Origin of the sequence: Luteibacter sp. UNCMF366Tsu5.1, assembly GCF_900119235.1 — a bacterium.
GTDB classification, from domain to species: domain Bacteria; phylum Pseudomonadota; class Gammaproteobacteria; order Xanthomonadales; family Rhodanobacteraceae; genus Luteibacter; species Luteibacter flocculans.
In genome coordinates this window covers 362,657-387,874 of record NZ_FPIS01000003.1, presented here as the reverse complement: position 1 = coordinate 387,874, position 25,218 = coordinate 362,657, and the positions used below count along the sequence as shown (strand labels likewise).

Genomic DNA, 25,218 nt, shown 5'->3' with positions numbered 1-25,218 from the left:
CGTCAGGCGGTCCGGGCGAACGCTTTCAGCACCGCCTCGCAGGCGTCGCGCCGGAACGCATCGCGCGCGGAGCCATCGCTGGGCGTCGCCTTTCTCGGCAGGTCATAGCATCCGTCTGTGCCCAGCACGCCGCCGTGACGACGCCAGAACCGGTCGTACGACGAAGCGGTGACCCCCGCGCGGCGATCCTGCGGATGCGCTGCCTGTCCCACGCCACGCACGCGCTCGATGCCATACGAAGCTGCCAGGGCGCGCACCACCGCAAGCAACAGCTCGCGCGGACGCAGCCCACCCGCCGCGCGGCTGAAACGCGTGATGGCCGCGCGCCCCAGGTAGGCCCAGGAGCCGCGCATGTCGCCGATCAGCAACCCGTCGCTGCCGCCGAACGTGACCGTGCAGGACGAGATCACTTCCTTCTCGCCGTTCAGCAGATACAGGCCCATTTCGCCCGTGCATTCGTGCTCGGGTGCACGGGCGTGCAGGTAGGCCATGTCGCCGTCGCCGAGCGGCAGCGTTGCGAGACGGACGTCGTGCCCCTTGAGCAGACGGCGGCTCAAGCGCTCGGGAAACTCGCGGGCCACGAAGCGATAGTGCGCCTCGATGAGCCGCGCGCGGGCAACGAGATCGAACGAACGGGAGATGTAATGCGACTGCCAGCGCTCGTAGACCCGCGGATTGGTTTCCGCCGCGGCGCGCATGGCGCGTGACGCGCCCACCAGACCAAGCCAACGCGCCTGACGCCGAAACGCCGCCAGCGTACGAAACAGATAGGTCAGCCGTCGCTCGGGCATCGGCCGCTGGCGGCGCAGGGCGGCACGCCGTCGAGCGTGGTCGAGCACGAGGGCCAGGGGGCCGCGTGTGCGAGGGGACGAAGCCCATCCGAGCGGCAGATCGTCGAAGGTCGAATGCTGGGGATAGCGGGGCTGCATGCCCTAGAAGACGTTCGAGCCCGCCGAAATTGAAATGGCGTGGGACTAGCGATTCGGGGAGGCGTGCCGGCGCCGCTCGTCCCGCCAGACGATCCCGGCGCCGATCAGCGTCAACAACGCCAAGCCGTACCAGGTGATGGCGTACATCAGATGATTGTCCGGGAAGGCGATCACCGTAAGGCCGCCCACGGGGCCATCGTTGCCCTCGCCACGGCCGGGCGACGACGCGGCGTCGGCATCGACGAAGTACGGTGCGACGCGCTCCGGCGCCAGGCCCTTCGCTGCCGCGATGGCCGCGACGTCGCGCGAGTACCAGCGATCCTGCCCCGGTTGGTTGTCCTGCAGGAAGGCACCCTTGGGCTCGCTGATACGCAGCAGGCCGCTGACCGACGCCTCACCCGACGGCCCGGGGATGCAGGTGGCCTTGCCCTCGCACCAGGTCGTCGAGACGAAGCCGCGGTTCACCAGCACGATGTCGCCATTACGAAGACGCAGCGGTGTGAGCAGCCACGAGCCCATGCCAAGCTCGGTGCTGGCGCGGACCCGCACGCTTTTTTCCGTAAGGAACGTGCCGACCAGACGGACACGTCGGTACTCATCGCCGGCAGCGCTGACCTGGGGCCATTGACCGCGGCTCGGCGCATCCACCGGTTGCGCATGGACGCGTGCATCCACTCGCGCTATCAGGTCGTGCTTCCACGCACGCCGATGTACCTGCCAGGTACCGAGCGCCACGAACAGCGCGAACAGGCCCACGCCAAGCAAGGCGAGCAACCCAAGAACGAAGACGCCGCGCGGGCGCGGCGTCTTCGTCTCGGCGTGGTCGCGGTCCGGGCTCAAGGCAGGCTCTTCGCCTGTTGCTCGGACATGCTGTGGGACATGCCGGGCATCATGTTCGAGTTGAGGTGGAACATGACCCAGATGGAACCGGACAAGGTAATGACCACCAGCACCAGCGTGAAGATCAGCGCCAGCATGTTCCAGCCACCCTCGGACTTCGTGTCCATGTGCAGGAAGTAGATCATGTGCACCACGATCTGGATCGCGGCGAAGGTGAGGATCACCACCGCCAGCGTCTGCGAGTTCGGGATGACCTTGCCCATCACCAGCCAGAACGGGATCGCGGTGAGCACCACCGCGAGGAAGAACCCCGTCATGTAGCCCTTGAGGCTGATGTGAGGGATGCCGTCGTCGTGGTGGTCGTCGTGGTGATCGTGCGATTCGATGTGCGCGCTCACGGCAGCACTCCCATCAGGTAAACGAAGGTGAAGACGCCGATCCAGACCACGTCGAGGAAGTGCCAGAACATGGACAGGCACATGATGCGACGCTTGTTCGCGGGCGTAAGGCCAAAGCGCCCGACCTGGAACAGCAGGGTGATGAGCCAGATGATGCCGAAGGTCACGTGCAGGCCGTGCGTGCCGACCAGCGTGAAGAACGACGAGAGGAACGCGCTGCGCTGCGGACCCGCACCCTCATGGATGAGATGCGCGAACTCGTACATCTCGATGCCGAGGAACGCGGCACCGAACAGGCCGGTGACGATGAGCCAGGCCATCATCGTGCCGCGGCGGTTCTTCTGCATCTCGATCATGGCGAAGCCATACGTGATCGAGGACAGCAGCAGCATCGCGGTGTTGACCGCCACCAAGGGCAGCTCGAACAGATCGGCACCCGACGGGCCGCCTGCGTAGCTCCGCCCCAGCACGCCATAGGTGGCGAACAGGCAGGCGAAGATGAGGCAGTCGCTCATCAGGTAGATCCAGAACCCGAGCAACGTCCCGTTCGCGGGATGGTGCTCTTCCTTCATCCAGAACTGAGCGTCCTGTTCCGCAATGGCCGCGGAAGGCGTGGCGTGCATATCAGACATGGGCGGCAAGCTCTTCCGTGCGGGCGGCCTCGGTCCGGGCCACGACGTCGGCGGGGATGTGGTAGTCGCGCTTGTAGTTGAAGGTGTGGACGATCGCTGCGGCGATCATTGCCACGAACGAGACACCGGCAATCAGGAACATGTGCCAGATCATCGCGAAGCCGAACACGAAGGCGATGCCCGCGATGATGACGCCTGCACTGGTGTTCTTCGGCATGTGGATCGGCAGGTAGCCTTCGAGACGACGGCCGGCGTTGCGCTCCTTCATGTCCCACCAGGCATCCATGTCATGGATGACCGGGGTGAATGCGAAGTTGTATTCCGGCGGCGGCGACGACGTGGACCATTCCAGCGTGCGGCCGTGCCACGGATCGCCGGTCACGTCGCGCAGTTCGTCGCGGCGCTTGTAGCTCACCCACAGCTGCATGAGGAACGAGCCGATGCCGAGGGCGATGAGGACGGCACCGAACGCGGCGATCTGGAACCAGATCTGCAGCGACGGATCCTCGAAGTGGTTCATGCGGCGGGTAACGCCCATGAAGCCGAGCACGTACAGCGGCATGAAGGCGACCCAGAAGCCCACCAGCCAGAACCAGAACGAGCACTTGCCCCAGAACGGATCGAGCTTGTAACCGAAGGCCTTGGGGAACCAGTAGTTGATGCCGGCGAACAGGCCGAAGATCACGCCGCCGATGATCACATTATGGAAGTGCGCGATCAGGAACAGACTGTTGTGCAGCAGGAAGTCGGCAGGCGGCACCGCGAGCATCACGCCGGTCATGCCGCCGATGACGAAGGTGACCATGAAGCCGACCGTCCACAGCATCGGCACCTCGAACTTGATGCGTCCGCGGTACATGGTGAACAGCCAGTTGAAGATCTTCGCGCCCGTCGGGATCGAGATGATCATCGTGGTGATGCCGAAGAACGAATTGACGCTCGCTCCCGAACCCATGGTGAAGAAGTGATGCAGCCACACGAGGTACGACAGCACGGTGATGACCACCGTGGCGTACACCATCGACGCATAGCCGAACAGGCGCTTGCGGCTGAAGGTGGAGGTCACCTCGGAGAACACGCCGAACACCGGCAGCACCAGGATGTAGACCTCGGGGTGGCCCCAGATCCAGATCAGGTTCACGTACATCATGGCGTTGCCGCCGAAGTCGTTCGTGAAGAAGTTGGTGCCGGCGTAACGGTCGAGCGAGAGGAGCACCAGCGTGGCCGCCAGCACAGGGAACGCCGCGACGATGAGCACGTTCGTGCACAGCGAGGTCCAGGTGAAGATGGGCATCTTCATCATCGACATGCCCGGCGCGCGCATCTTGACGATGGTCGCGATCAGGTTGATGCCGGACAGCGTGGTTCCTACGCCCGCTATCTGTAGCGACCATAAGTAGTAGTCGACACCGACGTCCGGACTCTGCGCCAGCCCCGACAGCGGCGGATAGGCGAGCCAGCCGGTGCGAGCGAACTCACCGACGAACAGCGACGCCATGACCAGCATCGCGCCCGCCACGGTCATCCAGAAGCTGAAGTTGTTGAGGAACGGGAACGCCACGTCGCGCGCGCCGATCTGCAGCGGCACCACGTAGTTCATGAGGCCGGTGACCAGCGGCATCGCCACGAAGAAGATCATGATCACGCCGTGGGCGGTGAAGACCTGGTCGTAGTGGTGCGGTGGCAGGAAGCCCGGATTGCCGTTGAACGCGATGGCCTGCTGCGCACGCATCATCAGCGCGTCGGAGAAACCGCGCAGCAGCATCACGATGCCGAGCACCATGTACATGATGCCGATCTTCTTGTGATCGATGCTGGTGAACCACTCGTGCCAGAGGTAACCCCAAAGCTTGTGCTTCGTGATGAGCGCCAGCAGCGCGACGCCCCCGAGCGCGACCGCGATGAAGGTGCCGACGAGGATCGGCTCGTGGTACGGAATCGCCTCGAGCGAGAGGCGTCCGAAGATCAGTGTCTGTAGATCGGGCATGTTCATTACCGGGCTCGGCAAGGCGTGAATTCTTGAAAGGCAGCCGCGCTCACAGCGGGCGTCCGGCAGGCGTCATGGGCTGACCGGCGGCGCTGTTGCCGACGCAAAGCGCGCCGACGTAGCGCTGGCCGTTGTCGGCCAGGCCAATGCGGGCTCGGGTCGCGGCGTCAAGCGAGGTCACGTTGTAGGTACCCACGATGCCCTGCCCGCCCTGCGCGTCGAGCGCCATCATGTCGCTGGTGCACATGCGGTTGGCTTCGACACAGCGGTTGAGGATCGCGTTGTACAGACCCGGCGCCACGCTGCCGTAGTAGTGCACGGGCTCCTTCTCGCTCGGCTGTTCGAGCTTCAGGTAGTCCTCGCGGCTGAGCGGCTCGGGGCTGGCTTTGGCCTTCGCCACCCAGGCGTCGAAATCGGCGTCGGACAGGCTATGGAAGCGGAAGCGCATGTCCGAGAAGCCGGCGCCGCTGTAGTTCGCGGAAAGGCCCTCGAAATCGCCGGTCTTGTTCATGACCGCGTTGAGCTGCGTCTCCATGCCCGGCATGGCATAGATCATGCCCGCCAGGGAGGGAACGAAGAACGCGTTCATGACCGTTGACGCCGTGATGTGGAATTCGATCGGGCGGTCCACCGGCGCGGCCATTTCGTTCACCGTCGCGATGCCCTGTTCGGGATAGAGGAACAGCCATTTCCAGTCGAGCGCCACGACTTCCACCACCAGGGGCTTGGTGCCGGGCTTGAGCGCGCGGGCCTGGTCGATCTGCTCCACAGGGCGGTACGGGTCCAGCTTGTGGGTGCTGGTCCAGGTCACCGCGCCGAGCGCAATGATGATCAGCAACGGGGCCGACCAGATCAGCAGTTCCAGCACCGTGGAATGGTTCCAGTCCGGGGCGTACTCGGCATGGGCGGCCTTGTTCGACTCCCGGTACTTCCAGGCGAAGGTCAGGATCATCACGATCACCGGGACGATGATGATCAGCATCAGGACCACGGAAATGATGATCAGGTCGCGCTGCTGCCGGGCGATATCGCCCGAGGGCGAAAGCAGCACGGCGTCGCAGCCCGAAAGGATCAGGGCCAGGGCGGGGATCAGCAATCCGCGCAACATCTTCATGGACATTCGCATGATGGGTTTAACCGTGGGGACACGAAAAAATACGCCGATCCGCGTGCGCGGGCCATAGGACACTTTGTCCCATGGTCCTCCAAGCGGGTTAGTGCGATCCTTCGCTATCCTGCCATCCACCTCCCCGAGCGGGCCGAATACGATGTCGAGCATTTCACACGCCCATCACAATGCTGCCGAAGGCGCGGAACACGATGTCCGCCGCCAGCACCAGACTAGCCATGCGCCGGTCGCCCCGGGCGAAATCGCCGTCGGCGTGGTCATTGGCCGCGCTTCGGAGTATTTCGACTTCTTCACCTACGGCATCGCCTCCGTTCTGGTGTTCCCGGCGGTGTTCTTCCCGTTCCTGAGCCAGCTCGACGGCATCCTGCTGGCGTTTGCGATCTTCTCGCTCGCCTTCATCGCCCGGCCGATCGGCACGACGCTGTTCATGGGCATCCAGCGCACCTGGAGCCGCAGCACCAAGCTCACGGCGGCCCTGTTCCTGCTCGGTACGTCCACGGTCTGCATCGCGTTCCTGCCGGCCAATACGTCCAACGGCTACACCGTGATCGTGATCCTGGGCGTGCTGCGGTTCTTGCAGGGCATTGCGCTTGGCGGCTCGTGGGATGGCCTGCCCTCCCTGCTGTCGCTGAACGCGCCGAAGGGCCGTCGTGGCTGGTACGCCATGCTCGGTCAGCTCGGTGCGCCGACCGGGTTCCTCATTGCGGCATCGCTGTTCCTGTTCCTGAACACCCAGCTCTCGCGCGAGGATTTCCTGGGCTGGGGCTGGCGCTATCCGTTCTTCGTGGCCTTCGCGATCAACGTCGTGGCCCTGTTCGCCCGCCTGCGCCTGGTCGTGACCGAGGAATACACGCAGTTGCTGGAAGAGCGCCAGTTGGAGCCCATCGGCATCATCGAAATGGTGCGCGCCCAGGGCTACAACCTGTTCATCGGCGCCTTCGCCGCGCTGGCCAGCTATGCGCTGTTCCACATCGTGACGATCTTCCCGCTGTCGTGGATCTCGCTCAGCCGTTCGCAGGACATCAACAACGTCCTGATCGTGCAGATCGTGGGCGCGTTCGTGGCGATCCTCGCCACCGTGGCCTCGGGCGTCATCGCCGACAAGATCGGTCGCCGCAATACGCTGGGCACCATGGCCGTGCTGATCGGCCTGTTCGCCATCGCCTCGCCGTGGCTGCTGGGCGGCGGCAAGATCGCGCAGGATGCCTTCCTGATCATCGGCTTCGCCCTGCTCGGTCTCTCCTACGGGCAGGCGGCGGGCACGGTCACGGCGAATTTCGCCAAGCGCTTCCGCTACACCGGCGCGGCTCTGACCTCCGACTTCGCCTGGCTGTTCGGCGCCGCGTTCGCGCCGCTGGTGGCGCTGGGCCTGTCCACGCGCTTCGGCCTGGTCGCAGTCAGCGCCTATCTGCTCTCCGGCGTGGCCTGCACGCTGATCGCGCTGCGCATCAACAAGGCGCTCGAGACGGACCGCGCCAAGGTCTGACGCCCGGTCTTCCGAGGGAACCGCCGTGACGGTTCCCTCGGAATCGACGCCCTCGAAATAGCCGCCCGATCGTCGGCGGTGAAGGCGCCCCATCCGGCGTATCGTCGCGCCCATGCTCTTCGACCTCCCCGACCACGAGACCCTCTATCGGGCGCTGCTGGACCGCGATCCTGCCTACGACGGCCATGCCTTCGTCGGGGTGACCAGCACCGGCGTGTTCTGCCGGCTGACCTGCCCCGCCCGCAAGCCGAAGTTCGAGAACACGCGTTTCTTCGATTCGGTGGCTGGCTGCTTCGAGGCGGGATTTCGCCCCTGCGTGCGCTGCCGGCCGCTCGATCCCATCGGGCAGCGCGAACCCATGGTCTCGGCGTTGCTTCGTCTGCTGGAGGACGAGCCCGGGCGCGCCTGGTCGGAGGACGATCTGGTCCGGCTGGGCTACGATCCTTCCACGGTCCGCCGCGCGTTCAAACGCGACCTCGGCCTGACCTTTCTGGACATGGCGCGACTGCGCCGCACCGCCCGCGGCATGGACCGCCTGGCGGCAGGCGCCAGCGTGATCGATGCCCAGCAGGCGGCCGGCTACGACTCCGGCAGCGGCTTTCGCGACGCGATCGGGCGGCTACTCGGCGACTGCCCCATGGAACTGCGCGGCCGCGAGTGGCTGAAAGCGGAATGGATCGAAACGCCCATCGGCAGCATGCTCGCGGTGGCCGACGATCACGCACTGCACCTGCTGGAATTCTTCGACCGCACGGCCCTGCCCACCGAACTCAAGCGCTTGCGCCAGGCCACGCGATCGGCCATCACGTTCGGTCGCACGCCGATCATCGAGCGCATCGAAGCGGAGTTGCACGCCTATTTCTCGGGCGAACGCGCGACGTTCGACACGCCCCTGGCCACGCACGGTTCACCGTTCACCCGCACCGTCTGGGACGCATTGATGGCGATACCGCCGGGGACGACACGCAGCTACGCGGAGATCGCCGTGGCGGCAGGTCGCCCCACGGCCACGCGCGCCGTCGCCCGGGCCAACGGCGCGAACCAGATCGCCATCGTCATTCCCTGCCATCGGGTGATCGGGTCGGACGGCTCGCTGACCGGCTACGGTGGCGGCCTGTGGCGCAAGGACTGGTTGTTGCGTCACGAGCGAAAGCAGCTCGCCTGACGACGCACGTCGCGTTACGGCAGGACGGGATAGGGACCGTGCTCGAAGACCGCGTCGTGGTAGCCCTTCACCCCGATGGCACGCGCCATGTCGCTGCGGAAATCCTCACCGCGGCGCAGACAGTCGAGCACGAAGGCGAAATCGCGCTTCGGTCGCCAGCCGAGATCGCGCGTGGCACGACGGCTGTCGTAGACGCGGTCCAGCGACGGCAGCAGCTTCCAACCGCGCTCGGCGTACAGCGCATCCACGTCCGGAAACAGCCGGCGTACGACGGACGTTGCATCCTCGCGCAACGCGATGACGTCATCGCGTGAGAACGGCGTGGTGGCGGAAACGATGTATCGCCCGAAGCCCAGGGCCGGCGCGCGCTCCAGCGCGAGCACGTGAGCCTCCACGACGTCGTCGAGGTCGGCACGGCGATACAGCAGCTCGTTGGCCTGCATGTTCACGCTGTCGTATTCGGCGCGGACACGTGCATTGTCGTCGTCTTCCGGAAAGAACCGCGACGTGCGCAGCACGAGCACGGGCAACCGGTCCTGGCGCGCCACGCACTCGCACAGACCTTCGGCGGCTATCTTGGTCGCGCCGTAGATGTTCTTCGGCACGGGCATCACGTCTTCGTCGATCCACGCGGCCGGTTCGCCCGGTGCCGGCGACAGCGCCGCACCGAAGGCGCTCGTGGTGCTGGTGAACACGAACGCACGTACACCGTGCGCCACGGCCGCTTCGAGCAATGTCGTCGTGCCACCGACATTGGTATCCACGAAGGCCCGCTTGGCATGCGTGGCGATGTGCGGCTTGTGCAGCGTGGCGCTGTGGATCACCTCCGTGACACCGGACATCGCGTCACGCACGAAACCTTCGTCGGCGATCGAGCCCACGACGTCGGTATAAGCGGAAGCCTTGATGTCCATGCCGCGCACCGTGCGCCCCTGCGCGCGCAGCCGCCGAACCAGCGCCTCGCCGAGGTGTCCCGCACTGCCGGTGACGAGAACGGTCATGGGCTGCGCTCTTACCAGATGAGGTCGTCGGGCACGACAAACTGCTTGTAGTAGTCGTCCACTTCTTCCTCGGACGGCGCGGCGGCGCCTTCCTTGCGACCGTGATCCAGCACGATCGTTTCCGGCGACCGGGCGTGAATCTTGTCCGCGGGACCACGCGGAATCAGCTCGTAACCGTCGCCGAGGCGCGCGACCACCAGCGCCCCCGACGCAAGCTGCGCACGCAGGCTTTCGTTGACGAACACGCTGGCGATCTTGTCGCCGTCCGGAAAACGGTAGGGAAGATCGCCCTCGCGCTTCACGCGCGTGGTCTCCACGATCTGCCGTACCTGCGCGCGGATTTCCCTCGCCCGCGCCTCGGCGTTGCGTTCGGCGGCAAGGGCACGATCGCGTTCGGCGCGCTCGGCCTGCAGGCGACGGGCGTCCACCTGGTCCTCGGCGGGCGCCGCGGGCGCCTTGCCCTGGCGCTGCTTCGCCTGGTCGCGCACGATCTTGGCCGCCTTGTCCTTCTTGACCAGCCCCGCCTTCAGAAGCTGTTCCTGCAGTGGATTGCGCATGGTGAGGTACTTCATTGCCCGCGGAAGGGCGAATTCTACCGCCGAAGGGTTGGTTACATCGCGTTACGTGCCTAGGCTAGACGACCTCCCCAGGAGGTCGCTCCATGTCCATGCCTGCTCCTGCGCGCTGCGCACGCCTGACCCTCGTTTTCTCCCTTGCCGCCATGGCTACCTCGGCATCTGCCGCGGACGGCCTCCCACCGCGCAGCGCCTGGAAGGCCAGCAGTTCGTCGCAACAGGTGCCTGCGCTGGCACCGGAGCATGCCATCGACGGCGACGAGACCACGCGTTGGGGCGGCGCTTTCAGCCCCGGGCACTGGTTGCAGGTCGACCTCGGCAAGGTCACCCGGATCGGCGGCGCGCGCGTCCACTGGGACAGCGGGTTCGCCGCCGCCTATACGATCCAGGTCTCGGTGGATGGCAAGGATTTTCACCCGGTCTATCGCGTGACCGATTCGCCGGGCGGGACGGAGTACCTCGTCTTTCCGGCCACCGACGCACGCTATGTGCGTCTTGCGGCGCCGGACCGCACGGCCGACTGGGGCGTCTCGGTTTTCGAGTTCGAGCCGTTCGCCGCGACACAGGCGCCGCGGATCGCCGGCCTGGACGGCAAGGACGATGGCGCCTCGTTGTGGGCGGACGGCGCAGCGCGCGACGTCGTCGGTAAAGGGCCACATGACGCGCGACAGCTCGACATCGCCCTGCCCCGCCCGCTGTCGATCGCCGGGCTCGAAGTGCGCTGGGACGGTCCACGCGACGGCGCGACCCTGGAAGCACGTGACGCGAAGGGCCACTGGCGCACCCTCGCCAGCGATCCTGGCAGCCTTGGCGACAGTTCCTACCTCGCCGCACGCGAGGCGAGCGACGTGTCCGCGCTGCGCCTCGTCGTCGGCACGAAGGATGGCGCGCCCCCGCGGATCGCACGGTTGCGTTTCCTCGGGCCATCGCGGGTCATGACGCCGATGAAGCGCTATCAGGTCGCCGCTTCCCGCGCGCACGCCGAACTGTTTCCGTCGTCGCTGCACATGCAGCAGGTGTACTGGACCGCCGTGGGCGTACCGGCCGGCTTGCAGAAAGCGATCTTCGACGAATACGGCAACCTCGAACCGTTCAAGGGCGGACCGCAGGTGCAGGCCATCTGGCGCGACGCGTCCGGCCACGCCACCGTATCGGACGGCGCGCAACGCACTCACGCCCTGCGCGACGGCTGGAAACCCATGCCCTCGGTGAGCTGGACCGCCCAACCCGGTCTGTCGATACGCAGCGAGGCCGTGGCAGTTCAAGGCGAAGGCCAGCCGGTGGTGCTCTTGCGACATCGCCTGCGCAACACCGGCAGCACGACCATCCAAGGCACGCTGACGCTGGTCGTTCGTCCCATCCAGGTCAATCCGCCGTGGCAGAACGGTGGCGCCTCGCCTATTCACGACATCGCCATTGGCGGTGATCGGACGGATACCGATGTGCGGGTGAACGGGCGCACGCTGCTGTCGTCGCTGACCCCCGTCGACGCCGCGGGCGCTGCGCCATTCGGCGCGCATGGGGAGACCGAAATCACCGGCAATGTGGCTGCAGCGCAGTTGCCAGCCGCGCGCGACGCACACGACGACGATGGTCTCGCCGCCGGCGCATTGGGCTATCGGGTACGCCTCGCACCCGGCGAACAACGCGACGTCGTCGTGGCATTCCCCTTGGGCAACGCGCCCGCGGATGCACAGGGTCGTCTGCCGGAACCGCCACCGATCGACCGGGCCGCCTTCACCGCCGACGGCTATGACGCACTGGCCGATCGCGTGTCGGCGGCTTGGCAAAAGCGACTGGGCGGCGTCGGCATCTCCCTGCCGGATCACACGCTCGTGGACATCCTGCGTTCGCAGGCGGCGTACATGCTGGTGAACCAGACGGGCCATGCGATGCAGGCGGGTCCGCGCAACTACAACCGCTCGTTCATTCGCGACGGTGCAGCGACCGCGTCGATTCTGCTGCGCATGGGCGAAGTAAAAACCGCGCGCGATTACCTCGACTGGTACGCGTCCCACGCCGTGCACGAGAACGGACTGGTGTCGCCGATCCTCAACGCCGATGGCAGCGTCAACCGCGGTTTCGGCTCCGACATCGAGTACGACAGCCAAGGCGAATTCATCAACCTCGTGGCCGATGTGGCGCGCTTCGGTGGCGGCCCCGCCAGCGTGAAGGATTACCTCCCCAAGGTCCGTGCCGCGATGCATTTCATGCAGGAGCTGCGCGAGCGCACGATGGTGCCGGGTTACCTCTCGCACCTGCCCGTCCCCGAGCGCTTCCACGGCATCATCGCACCCTCGATCAGCCACGAAGGCTATTCCAGCCCTACGCACAGCTACTGGGACGATTACTGGGCGTTGAAGGGGTGGCACGACGGTGCATGGCTCGCGGAGCAATGGGGCGACGAGGCGCTTGCGACGTATGCGCGCGAGCAATACGCGGCGCTGCGCGAATCGATGCGCCAGTCGATCGTCACCACCATGGCCTGGAAGGGCACCGACACCATTCCCGCGGCCGCCGATCTGGGCGACGGAGACCCCACCAGCGTTTCCATCGCCCTCGATCCCGCCGGCCAGATGGACATCCTTCCGCACGATGCGCTCGTGCGGACCTTCGACCGCTATCTTGCGGACGTGCGCAAGCGCGATGCACCGGACGCCCTGTACGCGTATACGCCGTACGAGCTGCGCAACGTATTGACCTACGTCTATCTGAACCGACCGAACGATGCGGCCGAGCTTCTCGCGGATGTCGTTCGCGATCGTCGGCCACCCGAATGGAACATGTGGGCGGAAGTGGTTCATTCGCGCCTGCGGCATCCCGGCTATTTGGGCGACATGCCGCATACGTGGATCGGTTCGGAATACGCGCGAACGATCTTCGGCATGCTGATGCGCGAGGCCGACGACGGGCTGTATCTACTTCCCGGCGCGCCCGCATCCTGGGTCGCTGGCGAAGGGTTGTCGGTCACCCGCCTTCCGGTGGCCTACGGTTCCCTGAGCATGACGGCGCGACGGGACGGCAAGCGTTTCACCGTTACGCTCGGCGACGGCATTCGTCCCGGGACGCCAGTGCGCGTGTACTGGCCCGACCGCGCGCGCCCGTCGCGGGTAACGGTAGACGGCAGGGCGCTGCATGATTGGGACGCAGACGGCGTCAGGCTTGCGAAACCGTTCCGCACGCTGGAAGCGGACTACTGAGTGTCAGCGCATGCCGAGCGCATGCAGCTTCAGCACCAGTTCGCGCGCCATGCGCGGCGCGGGAAAGCCGCGCGCATCGGCGGTGTAGCGAATCAAGCCCACCGCCACCGGCGACGCATCCGTGTCGGTAGGCTCCAACCGCCAGTGCAGGACGCCGTGGGTGACACCCGTGGACCGATCCACGATGACGCGCGAAGGCAGTATCACGAGGCGATGCGTCGCCGCTGAAACGGCCGCGTCCGCGTCGGGCTGATCGGCGGCCAGCACCTCGCGCTCGGGGAGTATGAAGCTGCGTTTCCGCCCTTCCCGGTCGGAAACGCTCACGTCCACCGCCAGGCCATCACGGCGCACGAGGGCTTCGACGTCCACCGCAACCGCAGAGACCTTGGCGTCGTTCAGACGCCGCACCAGCGCCCCGTCGAAGCGCTGGGCATCGCGGTAGAGACGCTCCGAACCCATGGTGTGCAGGGGGATAAACGAATAGACATAGCGGGTCGAGTTCATGACTACGCTGGCCTGCGTGGTGCCGCCGGTGGCGTAGGCGACCACGGCCGCGGCGCAGCCGAGGCGGCGAGCCGTAAGGGAAATTCCTGGCATGTCGAAGCGTTCCTTCGTGGAGCGAACGACCGCCGGCGACGCCGACGGTCGAATCCCTTTACGGGTTAGGGCTCGAAGCGCACCGAGTACACCACCGAGCTGTTCGCCGCGCCTGCCGCGACGTTGCCGGTCTGCTGGTACGCCACGGCGTGCGCAAGGACCGCCTGGTTGTTCGCGACGGTTTCCTTGACCACGTTCTGATCGTCGCTCCAAGCGTCGATCGCCACGCCATCACGGTTGAAGAGACGCAGTTGCACGCCGGTCGCGCCACCCGTCGTGATCAGGCCACCGGTCGACGGATCGACCGTCGGGCCCGGTACGAACTGCGCCCACACCTTGGTGCCGTCGGTGCAGGTGGTTTCGCCGCTCTTACCCACGTAGATACGGAAGCCCGTGGTGCCGGCGTAGTCGCCAATACCGGAGAAGTCCGCCGCGTTGACCGGACCGATGTTGACCGTGAAGTTGGGATCGTCCGTATTCGGGGTACCGCCGCTGATCGAGCAGGTGACGTTGACGATCGAACCCGTGAAGTTGATCGTGCCCGTGTCGGCGGCGAATGCGGAAGGAGCGGCCAGCCCTGCGATCAGCAGGGCGGAGGTAAGTGCCTTGAGGTTCATCCAGTTAACCTTAATGTCATTTGATTGAGCAACAGTCCTCATGGACCGTCGGCCTGGGGGAGGCACGGGTGCTTCCCCGCGCATCACGCAGCCGAGCTCGACTACGCGAGCGCTCAGCAAATTCTGTCGGAATGCCCCTACATTCCATATGGAAGTTTGCTCAAAATTTCGACTTTTTTCTGAAACTCAGAGACCGCTCCCACTTCATGGAAACGGCCTCTGATTCTCATGACTGGATCGGAAAAAACTGCTATGTCGTCATGCGCGCCTACATCACTGGCCGATTTTGCGCAGTGGCTTGCCGCTCATGAGATTGCGCTCGATCTGCTCGAGTGTCACGTTCTTCGTCTCCGGCACCAGCCAGAGCGTGATGCCAATGAAGATCGCATTGAGCGCCGCGTACAACCAGAAGGTCTGCGCGTTGCCGATGCCACTCAACAACGTGAGGAAGGTTGCACCCACGATCATGTTCGTCACCCAGTTGGTGAAGGTGGAACAGGCGATGCCGAAGTCGCGCCCCTGAAGCGGTTGCACCTCCGAACACAGAGTCCAGATCAGCGGTCCTGCCGACATCGCGAAGCCCACGATGAAGAGCAGCAGCATGCCCACGGTGAAAAACTGTTCACCGCGCGAGTCGATGCCCAGACCCATCATCGTGCCGACGATGCCGAGGCCGACCGCCATGATCGCGAAGCCTGCATAAAGAATGGGCTTGCGTCCAAGGCGGTCGACGAAGGCGAAGGCAATCAAGGTAGCGAGTACGTTGGTGAGACCGACCGCCGCGGTAAACCACATCTGCGCATGCGTGTCGTAGCCCATGTCCTTGAAGATGCGCGGTGCGTAATACATCACCACGTTCATGCCAGTGAATTGCTGCATGGCCTGGAGCAGTACGCCCAGGCCTACCGAGCGGCGGAAGTTGCGATTCTCGCGGAACATGCTCCAGCCATGCTGGCGCGTCTTGAGTTGCTCCTCGATATCGTCGATCTCCTTGCGGACCGCGCCTTCGTCACCGCGCAGGCGCGCGAGCACGACTTCTGCATCCTGCCGACGTCCGCGCAGCAACAGCCAACGCGGGCTGTCGGGAAGGAAAAACAGGCCGGCGAGAAAGAGTACACCGGGCACCGCGATGACCCCGAGCATCCAGCGCCAGTTTCCAGAGCTGCTGAACGCCGTGTCGGACAGAAATGCCAGCAGAATGCCGGTAGTGATCATCAACTGGTAGGTCGAGATCATCGCGCCGCGGATCTTCTCCGGCGCGACCTCTGCCAGATAAAGCGGTGCAGTGAACGTCGCCACACCGATCGCAAGACCGAGCACGAAGCGCGCGACGATAAGAATCGTCGCCGATCCCGCGACCGCACAGAACAGCGAGCCGGCAATGAACAACACACCCGCAAGAATCAGCGAGCGCTTGCGGCCCAGCGCCGCAGACATCCAACCCGCTGCCAGTGCGCCCATGGCGGCACCGGCCATCATGGAGCTGACGATCCACTCGATGGTGCGGTCCGACACTTTGAAGTCGGCCTGGATGAACTGTGTGGCGCCCGAGATCACACCGATGTCGAGGCCGAACATGAGACCGGCCAGTGCGGCGAGAATGCAGGTGGTAACGATCGCCGCCCGGGGATGGGCAGTTTGTATTTCTTTCTTAACGACGGCATCCATGGTGGCCGGGTCCTTGCTTGGCATAGGTAGCCCGGATTGGATGCCACGGCATGTATTCGGCCTGTGTCGATCGCGTCGCGCCGAAGTGAGCGTAGCGTCGCGCACGATCGCATGTCCTTGCGAATGTACCGCCAGTGCGCTCTTTCGCGTCGCCCACCGAACTGACGCGGCGAAGCATCCGCCAGGGTGCGATCGTTCGGCCTACTCGATGGCGCCGACGTCCAACGCACGCGAATCGGTACGGCCCTGATCGTCCACCACGCGTACGAGGAAGCGGCCTGTTCGTTCGGGTGCCCACATCAGCGGCTGGCCGTTCGCCGCGCTGCCTAGATACGCATCGTCGACGAACCAGTAAAGCGTGCGTGAGCTGGCGTCGGCCGTCGCGGTGAATGCGATGCGTTCGTCGCCGAGCCGCGACATGCGAATGCGGTAGCTGCTGCCTTTCAGCGGCGACGTGATCTGTGGCGGATCGCCAGCCGGCTGCCCACCACCCTGGCAATCCGGCAGCGGCGGCGGCAAGCGACGCGGCATGCCGGCCTGCGCAAACACGCGCGCGAGATCGGACGGCCAGTATTCGTACACTTCCACGCGCGTGCGGCCCGGCTCGTACGGCGGGCAGGCGGGTTTGCCCGTCGTCGTGTCGATGACCACGGGACGATGCACGTTGCTCACACGGATCGGCGACTTGCCCGGAATGAACCAGGTACTGCCGACCTGGGGACACCAGGCGTTAGGCAGATCGCCGCTGGCGAGGCAGATCGGTACACGGCGAAGATTGGGCGGGTTGCGGCGTATCGGTTCGGCCAGGCCCGGCCGCTCGGCGCGCAGCGCGTCAGCGATGCGAAAGAACAGCGGCGCCGCGGCATCCACACCGACGAAGGCCGGGTTGCCCGAGCCGTCGAAGTTGCCGATCCACACCACGAGCACGTACGGGCCGAAGCTGCCCGCCGTCCATGCATCGCGGAAGCTCCATGACGTGCCGGTCTTCCAGTACATGGGCAAGCGAGACGGCTGCCCGGCGACGGCATCGTCCGGGCGCGGATTCTGCCGGAGCATGTCCATGACCATGAAGCTCGCTTCTTCACTCAGCAGCCGGGTGCCGCGCGTCTTGGGCGTACTCGCGAGGAGGCGCAACGGACGCAGTTCGCCGCGATTGGCGAGCATGGCGTAGAGACTCGCCAGTTCCTGCATCGTCACCTCGCCGCCACCGAGCACGAGTGAGAGGCCATAGTGCCGTTCGCTCGCCATGCGCGAGATGCCTGCATCGCGCAGGAACTGATAGAGGTTGGGGCTGGCCAGCTTCGCTGCGACCTGCACCGCGGGAATATTGCGACTACGCACCAGCGCCTGCGTGGCCGTCACCGGCCCAAGGAAGTGCCCGTCGAAATTCTCCGGCGTATACGGGCCGAAGGCCGACGGCACGTCACGCAACACGGTCTCCGGGTGCAGCACGCCCTGGTCGAAACCCAGCGCGTAGATGAAGGGCTTCAAGGTGGAGCCAGGCGAACGCTTCGCCAGCGTACCGTTCACCTGACCCTGGATGGACGCGTCGGAATAGCCGGCCGAGCCGACCATGGCCTTGATGCCCATGTCACGCGTGTCCACGAGGATCGCCGCCGCGTTGCGAATGCCGCGCTCGGCACCCCGCTCTACGTACTGGCGCACCTGCCGTTCCAGGCTGTGCTGCAAACCGAGATCGAGCGTGGTGACGACGCGCATCTCGTCGTCACCGTCGAGCCGGCGCTCGGCGAGTACCTGTTCGACGAAATGCGGTGCCTCGAACGGCAGACGAGAAAGTGGACGCAAACGCAACGGCAGATCGAACAACGGGCGAGCCGCAGCGTCATCGGGGTGTTTGGAGATCCAGCGCGCGAACAACCGGTCTCGCGAGGTCTTCAACGCCGTATCGATCACGGCGCTGCCGTTGACGTTACCGGGCAGGCCCCGCGCCGGGTCCTGTGGAATCACTGCAAGAGTCAGTGCTTCCGGCAAGCTCAGTCGCGCAGGCGACTTGCCGAAGTACGCAAGGCTGGCGGCTCCCACGCCTTCCACGTTACGGCCATAAGGCGCGGCGTTGAGATAAGCCTCGAGGATGTCGTGCTTGGAATAGAACAGTTCCAATTGCACCGCCCGCGCCATCTGCACGAGCTTGCCCCGCGGATGCCGTGTATCGAGGTGCCAGATCAAGCGCGCGAGCTGCATCGTGACGGTGGAGCCACCCTGCCGATTCCCGGCGCGCACGTAGGTCATCCATGCACCGCGAAACAGCCCCCATACGCTGACGCCGGGATGCCAGCGGAACCAGCGGTCCTCGTGCAGCAGCACGCCCTCGACCATCGCAGGCGAGATGTCTTCCAACGGCACCCACAGGCGATAGCGATCGTCGCTCGCGAGCGTCAGGCGCAGCAGATGTCCGTCCGCATCGTAGACCGCCGTGGAAGACGGAAACCACGCGCGCAGCGGATCGTGCGGCCAGAGGCGGCACGTGACCGGTATGGCCGCCAGAAGCAGCAACGCAACCAGTACGTTGTGCCAGCGGGGCAGACGAAGGCGAGGGAATGATTTCATCGGCGACACGTAGAGGCTCGGCGGGACTCGGTCTGGGGGCGAGGCCGTCAGGCCTCGCCGCACATCGATCCCCGGGTTCCAGCGCGAGCGTCAGGACGCTCGCGCTGCCATCCCGCGCCTAGCGCTTGTCTTCCACGGTGAGCTTGCTGCCGCCGGGTGCGCGGGCCTGCACGCTGCGGTCGTACAGCGACTCGGCGAACACAGGCGGCACGACGAAGGTGCCTGCGTTGGTCGCCTTGATCCGGTACACGAACTCCTGCACGTCGCTGCCCGCGTAGCCGTACACGACCACACGATCCTCGCGTACGTCGGCGTATTCGGGCTTCCAGGTGGACTCGGCGGTGCCGATGGGCGACCGCCATGCGGGCGTTTCGTCCCCACCGTCTTCCGGCGCCGTGCCTTCGTCCTCGCCGCTGTTATCGCTGGCGTCGCCTTCCTCGCTCGCGTCGGCAGAATCGCTCGCCGAGGCCGTGGAGGCGTCGTCGGCCGCGGGCGGTGCCGTGTCGAGCACCGGTTCGAAACCGCCGGGGAGCAAGTCCACGATGGCGACATTGGGCACACCGTCGGCGTTGGTGGCGCGGATGCGCACATGCACGTCGACCTCGTCGCCCGTACTCACCGTATCGATGGCCTTGCCCTTCAGGTCGGTGTACGTGCGGGTAATCTCGAGACCATCCTTGCGCGTGTCGGTGGACGGCTTGCGGTCGAAACCAGTCTGCGCCACGCCATACCAGGCCGTGATGTCCGCATCGTTGATCAGCCGCAAGCGCTGCGTGCCAGCCGTCCAATGCGCATCCACGAGACTGCCCTTCGGCGATCCGATCGGCGTCACCGTACCGTTCGCTGCCACGGCACCGATCGTCAGCTTGCTGGTGTCGCCGCCGGCATCCTTCGCCCAGGCGTCGAGCGCGAGGATCACCATGCCCGACGAGAGCGTGTTGTAGTGACCCTTGCCGAGCGGCCGGACGAGATTTTCGATGGTCTCGGGCGGCAGTGCCTTGGCCTGTTCGGGGAAGTGCTTCGCCAAGAGGTACAGCACCGTCGCATCGCGGATCGGCGTGTCGTAGTACTCCGCGTAGCTGTACGCCTCGTCTGCCGGTTTGCGGCCGAGCAGCTTGCGCGGACCGGCTATCAGATCGTTCGCCAGGCGATCCTGACGCAACAACTGATACGACGACGCGAGCCATGCCGCCGCCAGATCGTTCTTCCACTCCTTCGGATAGGTCTCCTGCAGACGACGCTGCAACGACGCGAGATCGTTCGTGGTGACGTTGCCCTGGCGGGTCAGCAGGTAGATCGCGTAGGCACGCTGACGCATCTGCGCCAGGCTGTCGCCGCTATCGTCGGCCGCAATCTGGCGCAGCGCGCCGTCCGCAGCGGTGAGCATGTCGCGCGGCACGGCCACGCCGCGATCGCCGGCTTCGATCAGGTAATGCACGGCGTAGTCGGTGGCAAATACGTTCGTGTCCGGCGTAGCGGTCCACAAGCCAAATCCGCCCTGCCCGTTCTGCCGCGCGCGCAGCGTGTCGAACAGTGCCGCCACCGGATCGGCCGGAGGCGCGGCATCATCGCTCATGCGTGCCGGCTTCACGTCTCCGAACTCCGGACGCTGGCCGAGGATCAGTGCCGGCATGGCGGCGCTGATGACCTGCTCCGTGCAGTAGTGCGGGAAATCGACGAGGTACGCCGCGAGTCCGCGCGCCAGCACCACCGGCACAGTGGAGAAGGACGCGTCGCGCTTCGCGTATTCGTCGTGCATGTCTCGCAGGTCGGTCACGTCCCCGCGCGAGTGTGCATCGACGTGACCAAAGGCGAGATCCGTACGCATCGGGGACGCCGGCCGCACGGAAAGGTCAACGGATTGCTTGGCGCCCTTGCCACCGTAGCCCGCGGTGAAGGTGAGATTGCCGGAGCCAAGCTTGTCGGTAGCACGCACGCGGAAGATCGCCACGCCTTCGCGCATTTCGCCGAGGCTCAACGTCTTCGCGGCCTCACCCACCACCTGCAACTGCGGACCGGTCTTCAGGTTCACGGCGATCGGGACGTCCTTGCCGCCAAGGCCGGTGAGGTTGTTCGCCACGCCGACGCTCACTTCGGCCTCGTCACCCGGCGCCAGCGTGGTCGGCACGTTCGGCGAGAGCACGAAGTCACCGCGTACCGTGGTCGCACCTTCGAAGGTGCCCATGCGTTCGGGCGACACGCTTACCGCCATGACGCGGAGCTTGCCGTTGAAGTAGTCCGGCACCTTGTAGGTGAGATCGCGCGAGCCGTCGATGTCGACGATGCCCGACCAGTAGGCCACCGGCTTGTCGCGCTTGCGCCGGAACGGATTGAGCTGGCGCCCGATGCCGCCATCGGCGTCGCCGCCGGGGGCCGCCATCGACATCAGCTTCTGGAAGTCCGGAATGATGAGGTCGAGGATCTGCGACGTGGAGACTTCGAGCATGCGCTTGCGGAAGAAGTACTGCAGCGGATCGCCGAGCTTGTAACGCGCCACCTGCAGGATGCCTTCGTCCACAGCGAACACCACGGCACGCGTCGGCGTGGTGGAGGTGACGTGGAAGGTGACGGTGTCACCCGGCTTCACCAGCGCCGGTGCATCGACCGTCAGCGTGTTGCGGCGTGCGTCCATGTTCACCGAGAACGGCACGACGCCGAACGAGAGCGGGCTCATGAAGATCTCGTCCGAAGACGGATCGCGCACGTACTGCACGTTGATGTAACCGTTGCCCTCGAAGTCGGCGGGCACGGTGATGTGCTGCACCGAACTGGTCGTATCGGCGTGGAACCACGCGTGCGCATAGACCTTGTCGCGCTCGATGGTGATGAGACCGCTACCCGCATAGGGCGCGCGAATCGCCACATCCACGGCTTCGCCCGGGGCGTAGTCTTTCTTCGACAGGGTGAGCTGCAGTTCGGCGTTGCGCTCCAGCGAACGGGACACGTTACCGTCGCCCGCCACCGACCAGGCCACGCGGTTCACTTCCTTGCCGTCGGCGTTCTTCACCACCAGCGCGAAGTTGCCCGGCTTGTCGGTGGGCAGCGTCACGTCGAGGCCGCTGGCCGGGATGGACAGCGGCGTTTCGGAGATCGTGGATTCGCGCGCCTTGGATTCGTACTTGAAGACGCCGGAATCCTGCTTGGTCAGCACCGAGACGTAGCGGGTTTCCACGATCGCCTGCTTCAGGCCGCTCAAGGCCATGCGCTTGGCGCTCGGGTCGATCGCCACGAGGTTCACGCTACGCGCGGATCCGCGGCTGACGTAATCGAGGTTGTCGACCGACTTGTAGCCGACCAGCCAGTCGTTGGACGAGACCATGCCTTGCGTGGCCGCAGCCACGCTGCGACCACCTTCGGCCTCGTAGGCCTTGGCGAGGAAATACAACTGGTAGGTCGCATCGGCATAGCGGGACAAGTCCAGCGCGAACTCCGCATGGCCCTTGTCGTCGGTCTTCACATCAGCGAGCTTCTCTTCAAAGCCTTCCTTCGCGCGACGGATGTCGTAGAAGTGATAGTCCTTGTAGCTCGGGAACGCGGGGAAGGCGGGGCGCAGGGTCAGCGTGCCTTCCACGCGGCGATCCGCGGCTGGCGTGCCGAAGAGGTTGCGTACGTCCACCAGCGCCTTCAACTGCGCGGGTTTCACCCAGCCCTCGGGCACCGCGGTGGAAAGCGTCGCCGATACCTTCATGCGATCGGGCTGGAACTCCTTCACCTGCACCGTCGTGTTGCCGATCTGCGAATACGGCTTGCCGTCCTTCGCGATGTACAGGTTCACCGTCCAGTTGCCGGTGGGCGAGGTTTCCGCCGTGGTGTGTTCCAGTTCGGCAAAGCCGGCCGCATCCATCGACACCGTCTGCTGGCGTACCGTGGTGCCGCGCGGATCGACCACTTCGGCAATCAACGGCATGCCGGCCACGCTGCGCGTCCAGCTGTTCGCGCGCACGATCATGCCGATGTGGAACAGATCGCCGGGACGGTAGATGCCGCGATCGGAGAACAGATATCCCGAAAGCTGGCCCTGGCTGTGCGCGTTGGGCTCGCCGCCGATGTCGAAGCGCGAGAAGTCCAGGGAGCGGTCGTACGCGGTCACCGGGAGGAACGAGAGATCCTCGCCCTGGCGCACCACGAACATGGCCGGGGTCTTTTCCTGCGTGAACCCCTTGAGGTTGGCGAAGTGCGCGCGGCCATCGGCACCGGTGGCCTGGGTGGCGAGGGTGCTGCCGTTCTTCGCGATCACCGCCACCGAAGCACCACCCACGGGCGATCCCGTGTGGATCGACTGCACGAAGATGTCCTGGCTGCCGTCGAGCGACTTCTTGGCAATGACACCGAGGTCGGTGATGACCACGAGGCGTTCGTCGCGCGGCCAGTCGTACGGCGCGGTGTCGGTGTCGTCGTCACGTGCGGCGGCTTCTGCCGCGGCAGCATCCGGATCGCCGCCCGCCTCGCGCTGCGCCGCTTCGCGCGCCGCCTTCTCGCGATTCTCGCGGCGCTCCTGTTCGGCCTTGGCGTCGTAACCGGAAAGTTTGAGCAGGAAGACGCCGCGCTTGCCCGCGGCGAGGTACTGGCCGAGATCGAAGCCTTCGTAATGCGCCTTGCCCGGACCCTCGGCCGGGAAGGACACCTTCTTCACGAAGCGGTCGACGATGTTCTCGGGCGAGAATCCATACATCTCCGGCTTGGTGTACGTGCCGGAATTCAACGAGACGAGGTGCTGCAACTGATCGGGCAGCACACGGCCCACTTCCACGCGCATGCCCGGCATGTTGCGCGAAACCACCGAGATACGCCGGTCGCCGCTCAGCGACAGCAGGGAGCCGTCGGCCATGAAGCGCAGCAGGCGCGGGTAGTCCGGCACCACGAGCAGTTCGGCGCGCGACTTGGGCATCACGTACCCACCGAACGAGGTCATGCCCTTGTCCACGCGAACATAGATGCGCTGGCCCGGCTGGGCGTGGAAGCGGAAGCTCTGCGTCTCGGACCAGTCGTTCTCGGTCGGCACGACTTCGGGCTTGAGCGCCGTAAAGCTGCGCAGGTCGTCCTCGCCGATGGTGTCGACCGAGGGGTGCTTGTCGTCGTCCATGGGCAAGGCCCATACGTGCAGCTTCTTCGCCAGTTCGGCGTCGCTGACAGGACCGCCGAAGTTCAGCGCCACGACCTGTTCCGGTTCGAAGCGCTCGTTGTCCACGAGGGTCGGCGTCATTTCCTCCAGCTTCAGGCTGTAGAGGCCGGGTACGCGCACGCTCGTTTCCAGCGGCTTGTCCGTGCCATCGCCGCCACGGCTGCTGCGCACGCCGTCGTCGAGGCGCAGGCCGACCGAGCCGTCGTCGCGCGGCAGTTGCAGCGGTTGCGAGTGAACGAAGGCGTTCAGGCGACGCTCGTCATAGGTAACGGTGTACTTCAGCGTGCTGCCGCGCTTCTCGTTGCCGTTGCGCAGGTCGAGCGCCAGGCGTTTTTCCAGTTCAGCCGCATCCACCGGGTAGTTGAAGCCCAACTGGACGATCGTCTTCTTGCGGGTGGGGTCCTGCGGATCCTGGTAGAACTCGCCATTGACCACGCGCGCGGTGAACGGCGCCGTCTCGACGGTGAAGTGGTCGTCAGCCAGCAACGCCTGCGGCGCGAACACCTTCGCCTTGTCGAAGCGCACCTCGATACGTCGACCGACCGGCCAGTCGTTGGCGGGCACGAAACGGAGCACGCGATCGTTTTCCCACGTCCATTGCCCGGGCAGTTTCGGGTCCATGGCAATGCCGTCGGTGACCGGCTTGCCCAGCGACTCCAGCCGAGCGGCCGAGCCGGAGAAGGTCACGGTCAACGGATGGATCGTGACCGGCACCTGCGTGTAATCGGTGATGTCGGGCGCCGGGGCCTCGAAGGTGATCCGGTTGGGCTCCGCCGCCCGCGGCCGGTTCTGCCACCAGTGCCAGCCGAACCAACCGGCAGCAGCGAGGAGCAGCACGGCGGCGATGCCACCGACGAACTTCAAGGGATGGCTGCGCGCGGCGCGGCCGGTGGCGGGCACCCAGGCGGGCGCGGACCAGGCCATGTCGCCAAAGATCGGCCTCGTCACTCTTCCCAGCAGCCGAAATAGCGCGCGCACGAAGCGCAGAGGCAACGAAACGATAAAGCGAAGCAGGTCCATATTCCCTTCCGATCCTTCTCGAATGACGGCGCCATTGCCCGTGCCATGGATACGACGACGGCCGTGCGCCGCAAGAACGGCGAACGGGCAGCGTGCTATGTATCCCCACGACATCGTGCGCGCGGTTTCTGCCGGCGCAGCGGCGAGATTCTGGCATAGCGGAGCCATTTCACGGAAATGGAGCGCCCCGGGAGCGGGTTTTCGGCAAACACGACCGCCCTACGCGGGGACGAGAGTCGCGACGATTAGCAATAGAAGAATTCTGAAAATGCTGCGGACGAGAG

General features: G+C 65.5%; 16 protein-coding genes. 3 read left to right on the top strand and 13 right to left on the bottom strand.

Going from position 1 to position 25,218, the window contains the following annotated elements:
- Window positions 1-2 precede the first annotated feature (2 nt).
- The 6 genes from BT115_RS15455 to cyoA form a co-directional block, all read right to left on the bottom strand.
- Window positions 3-929 carry a DUF535 family protein gene (locus BT115_RS15455; RefSeq protein WP_072323506.1) on the bottom strand — a complete coding sequence of 309 codons (927 nt, stop codon included), beginning with the start codon at window positions 927-929 and terminating at the stop codon, window positions 3-5.
- Between the two features lie 45 nt (window positions 930-974).
- The gene (locus BT115_RS15450) at window positions 975-1,769 is read right to left on the bottom strand and encodes an SURF1 family protein (RefSeq protein ID WP_218184770.1); all 795 of its coding nucleotides are present in this window, start codon (window positions 1,767-1,769) and stop codon (window positions 975-977) included.
- A complete protein-coding gene (gene cyoD / locus BT115_RS15445; RefSeq protein WP_072323505.1) occupies window positions 1,766-2,167 on the bottom strand; it encodes a cytochrome o ubiquinol oxidase subunit IV in 402 nt (133 codons plus the stop codon). The genes BT115_RS15450 and cyoD overlap by 4 nt, the downstream gene beginning before the upstream one ends.
- Complete coding sequence (gene cyoC, locus BT115_RS15440; RefSeq protein WP_250340796.1) at window positions 2,164-2,739, bottom strand: cytochrome o ubiquinol oxidase subunit III; 576 nt, start codon at window positions 2,737-2,739, stop codon at window positions 2,164-2,166. The genes cyoD and cyoC overlap by 4 nt, the downstream gene beginning before the upstream one ends.
- 52 nt (window positions 2,740-2,791) lie before the next feature.
- Entirely contained in the window at window positions 2,792-4,765 is a 1,974-nt protein-coding gene (gene cyoB, locus BT115_RS15435; protein ID WP_218184778.1) for a cytochrome o ubiquinol oxidase subunit I, read from the bottom strand.
- A 70-nt stretch (window positions 4,766-4,835) separates the two neighbouring features.
- Window positions 4,836-5,900: a ubiquinol oxidase subunit II gene (gene cyoA / locus BT115_RS15430; protein ID WP_218184769.1), complete on the bottom strand. Its 1,065-nt coding sequence runs from the start codon at window positions 5,898-5,900 to the stop codon at window positions 4,836-4,838.
- Between the two features lie 154 nt (window positions 5,901-6,054).
- Here cyoA and BT115_RS15425 point away from each other — a divergent pair, with 154 nt between their 5' ends.
- Window positions 6,055-7,401 carry an MFS transporter gene (locus BT115_RS15425; protein ID WP_072323503.1) on the top strand — a complete coding sequence of 449 codons (1,347 nt, stop codon included), beginning with the start codon at window positions 6,055-6,057 and terminating at the stop codon, window positions 7,399-7,401.
- A 112-nt stretch (window positions 7,402-7,513) separates the two neighbouring features.
- Window positions 7,514-8,566 (top strand): bifunctional transcriptional activator/DNA repair enzyme AdaA, encoded by a 1,053-nt coding sequence (locus BT115_RS15420; protein WP_072323502.1) that lies wholly within the window; start codon window positions 7,514-7,516, stop codon window positions 8,564-8,566.
- 14 nt (window positions 8,567-8,580) lie between these two features.
- Here the strand turns inward: BT115_RS15420 and BT115_RS15415 are convergent, their stop codons facing one another.
- Both BT115_RS15415 and BT115_RS15410 read right to left on the bottom strand, forming a co-directional pair.
- On the bottom strand, window positions 8,581-9,567 hold the full coding sequence (locus BT115_RS15415; RefSeq protein WP_072323501.1) for an NAD-dependent epimerase/dehydratase family protein: 987 nt from the start codon (window positions 9,565-9,567) through the stop codon (window positions 8,581-8,583).
- Window positions 9,568-9,578: 11 nt separating this feature from the next.
- Entirely contained in the window at window positions 9,579-10,124 is a 546-nt protein-coding gene (locus tag BT115_RS15410; protein ID WP_072323500.1) for a DUF2058 domain-containing protein, read from the bottom strand.
- A 104-nt stretch (window positions 10,125-10,228) separates the two neighbouring features.
- On the opposite strand from BT115_RS15410, the gene BT115_RS15405 reads away from it, so the two are divergent.
- Window positions 10,229-13,342 (top strand): discoidin domain-containing protein, encoded by a 3,114-nt coding sequence (locus BT115_RS15405; RefSeq protein ID WP_072323499.1) that lies wholly within the window; start codon window positions 10,229-10,231, stop codon window positions 13,340-13,342.
- Window positions 13,343-13,345: 3 nt separating this feature from the next.
- Here BT115_RS15405 and BT115_RS15400 read toward each other — a convergent pair whose 3' ends face one another.
- From BT115_RS15400 to BT115_RS15380, 5 genes are all read right to left on the bottom strand, one after another.
- Window positions 13,346-13,939 carry a hypothetical protein gene (locus tag BT115_RS15400; protein WP_072323498.1) on the bottom strand — a complete coding sequence of 198 codons (594 nt, stop codon included), beginning with the start codon at window positions 13,937-13,939 and terminating at the stop codon, window positions 13,346-13,348.
- A 65-nt stretch (window positions 13,940-14,004) separates the two neighbouring features.
- Window positions 14,005-14,556 carry a fimbrial protein gene (locus BT115_RS15395; protein WP_072323497.1) on the bottom strand — a complete coding sequence of 184 codons (552 nt, stop codon included), beginning with the start codon at window positions 14,554-14,556 and terminating at the stop codon, window positions 14,005-14,007.
- Window positions 14,557-14,829: 273 nt separating this feature from the next.
- Window positions 14,830-16,224, bottom strand: a complete 1,395-nt coding sequence (locus BT115_RS15390; RefSeq protein ID WP_072323496.1) for a sugar porter family MFS transporter — start codon at window positions 16,222-16,224, stop codon at window positions 14,830-14,832.
- 201 nt (window positions 16,225-16,425) lie between these two features.
- Window positions 16,426-18,792, bottom strand: coding sequence for a penicillin-binding protein 1C (gene pbpC, locus BT115_RS15385; RefSeq protein ID WP_072323495.1), 2,367 nt, complete (start codon window positions 18,790-18,792; stop codon window positions 16,426-16,428).
- 118 nt (window positions 18,793-18,910) lie between these two features.
- Window positions 18,911-24,934 carry an alpha-2-macroglobulin gene (locus BT115_RS15380; protein WP_072323494.1) on the bottom strand — a complete coding sequence of 2,008 codons (6,024 nt, stop codon included), beginning with the start codon at window positions 24,932-24,934 and terminating at the stop codon, window positions 18,911-18,913.
- Window positions 24,935-25,218 lie beyond the last annotated feature (284 nt).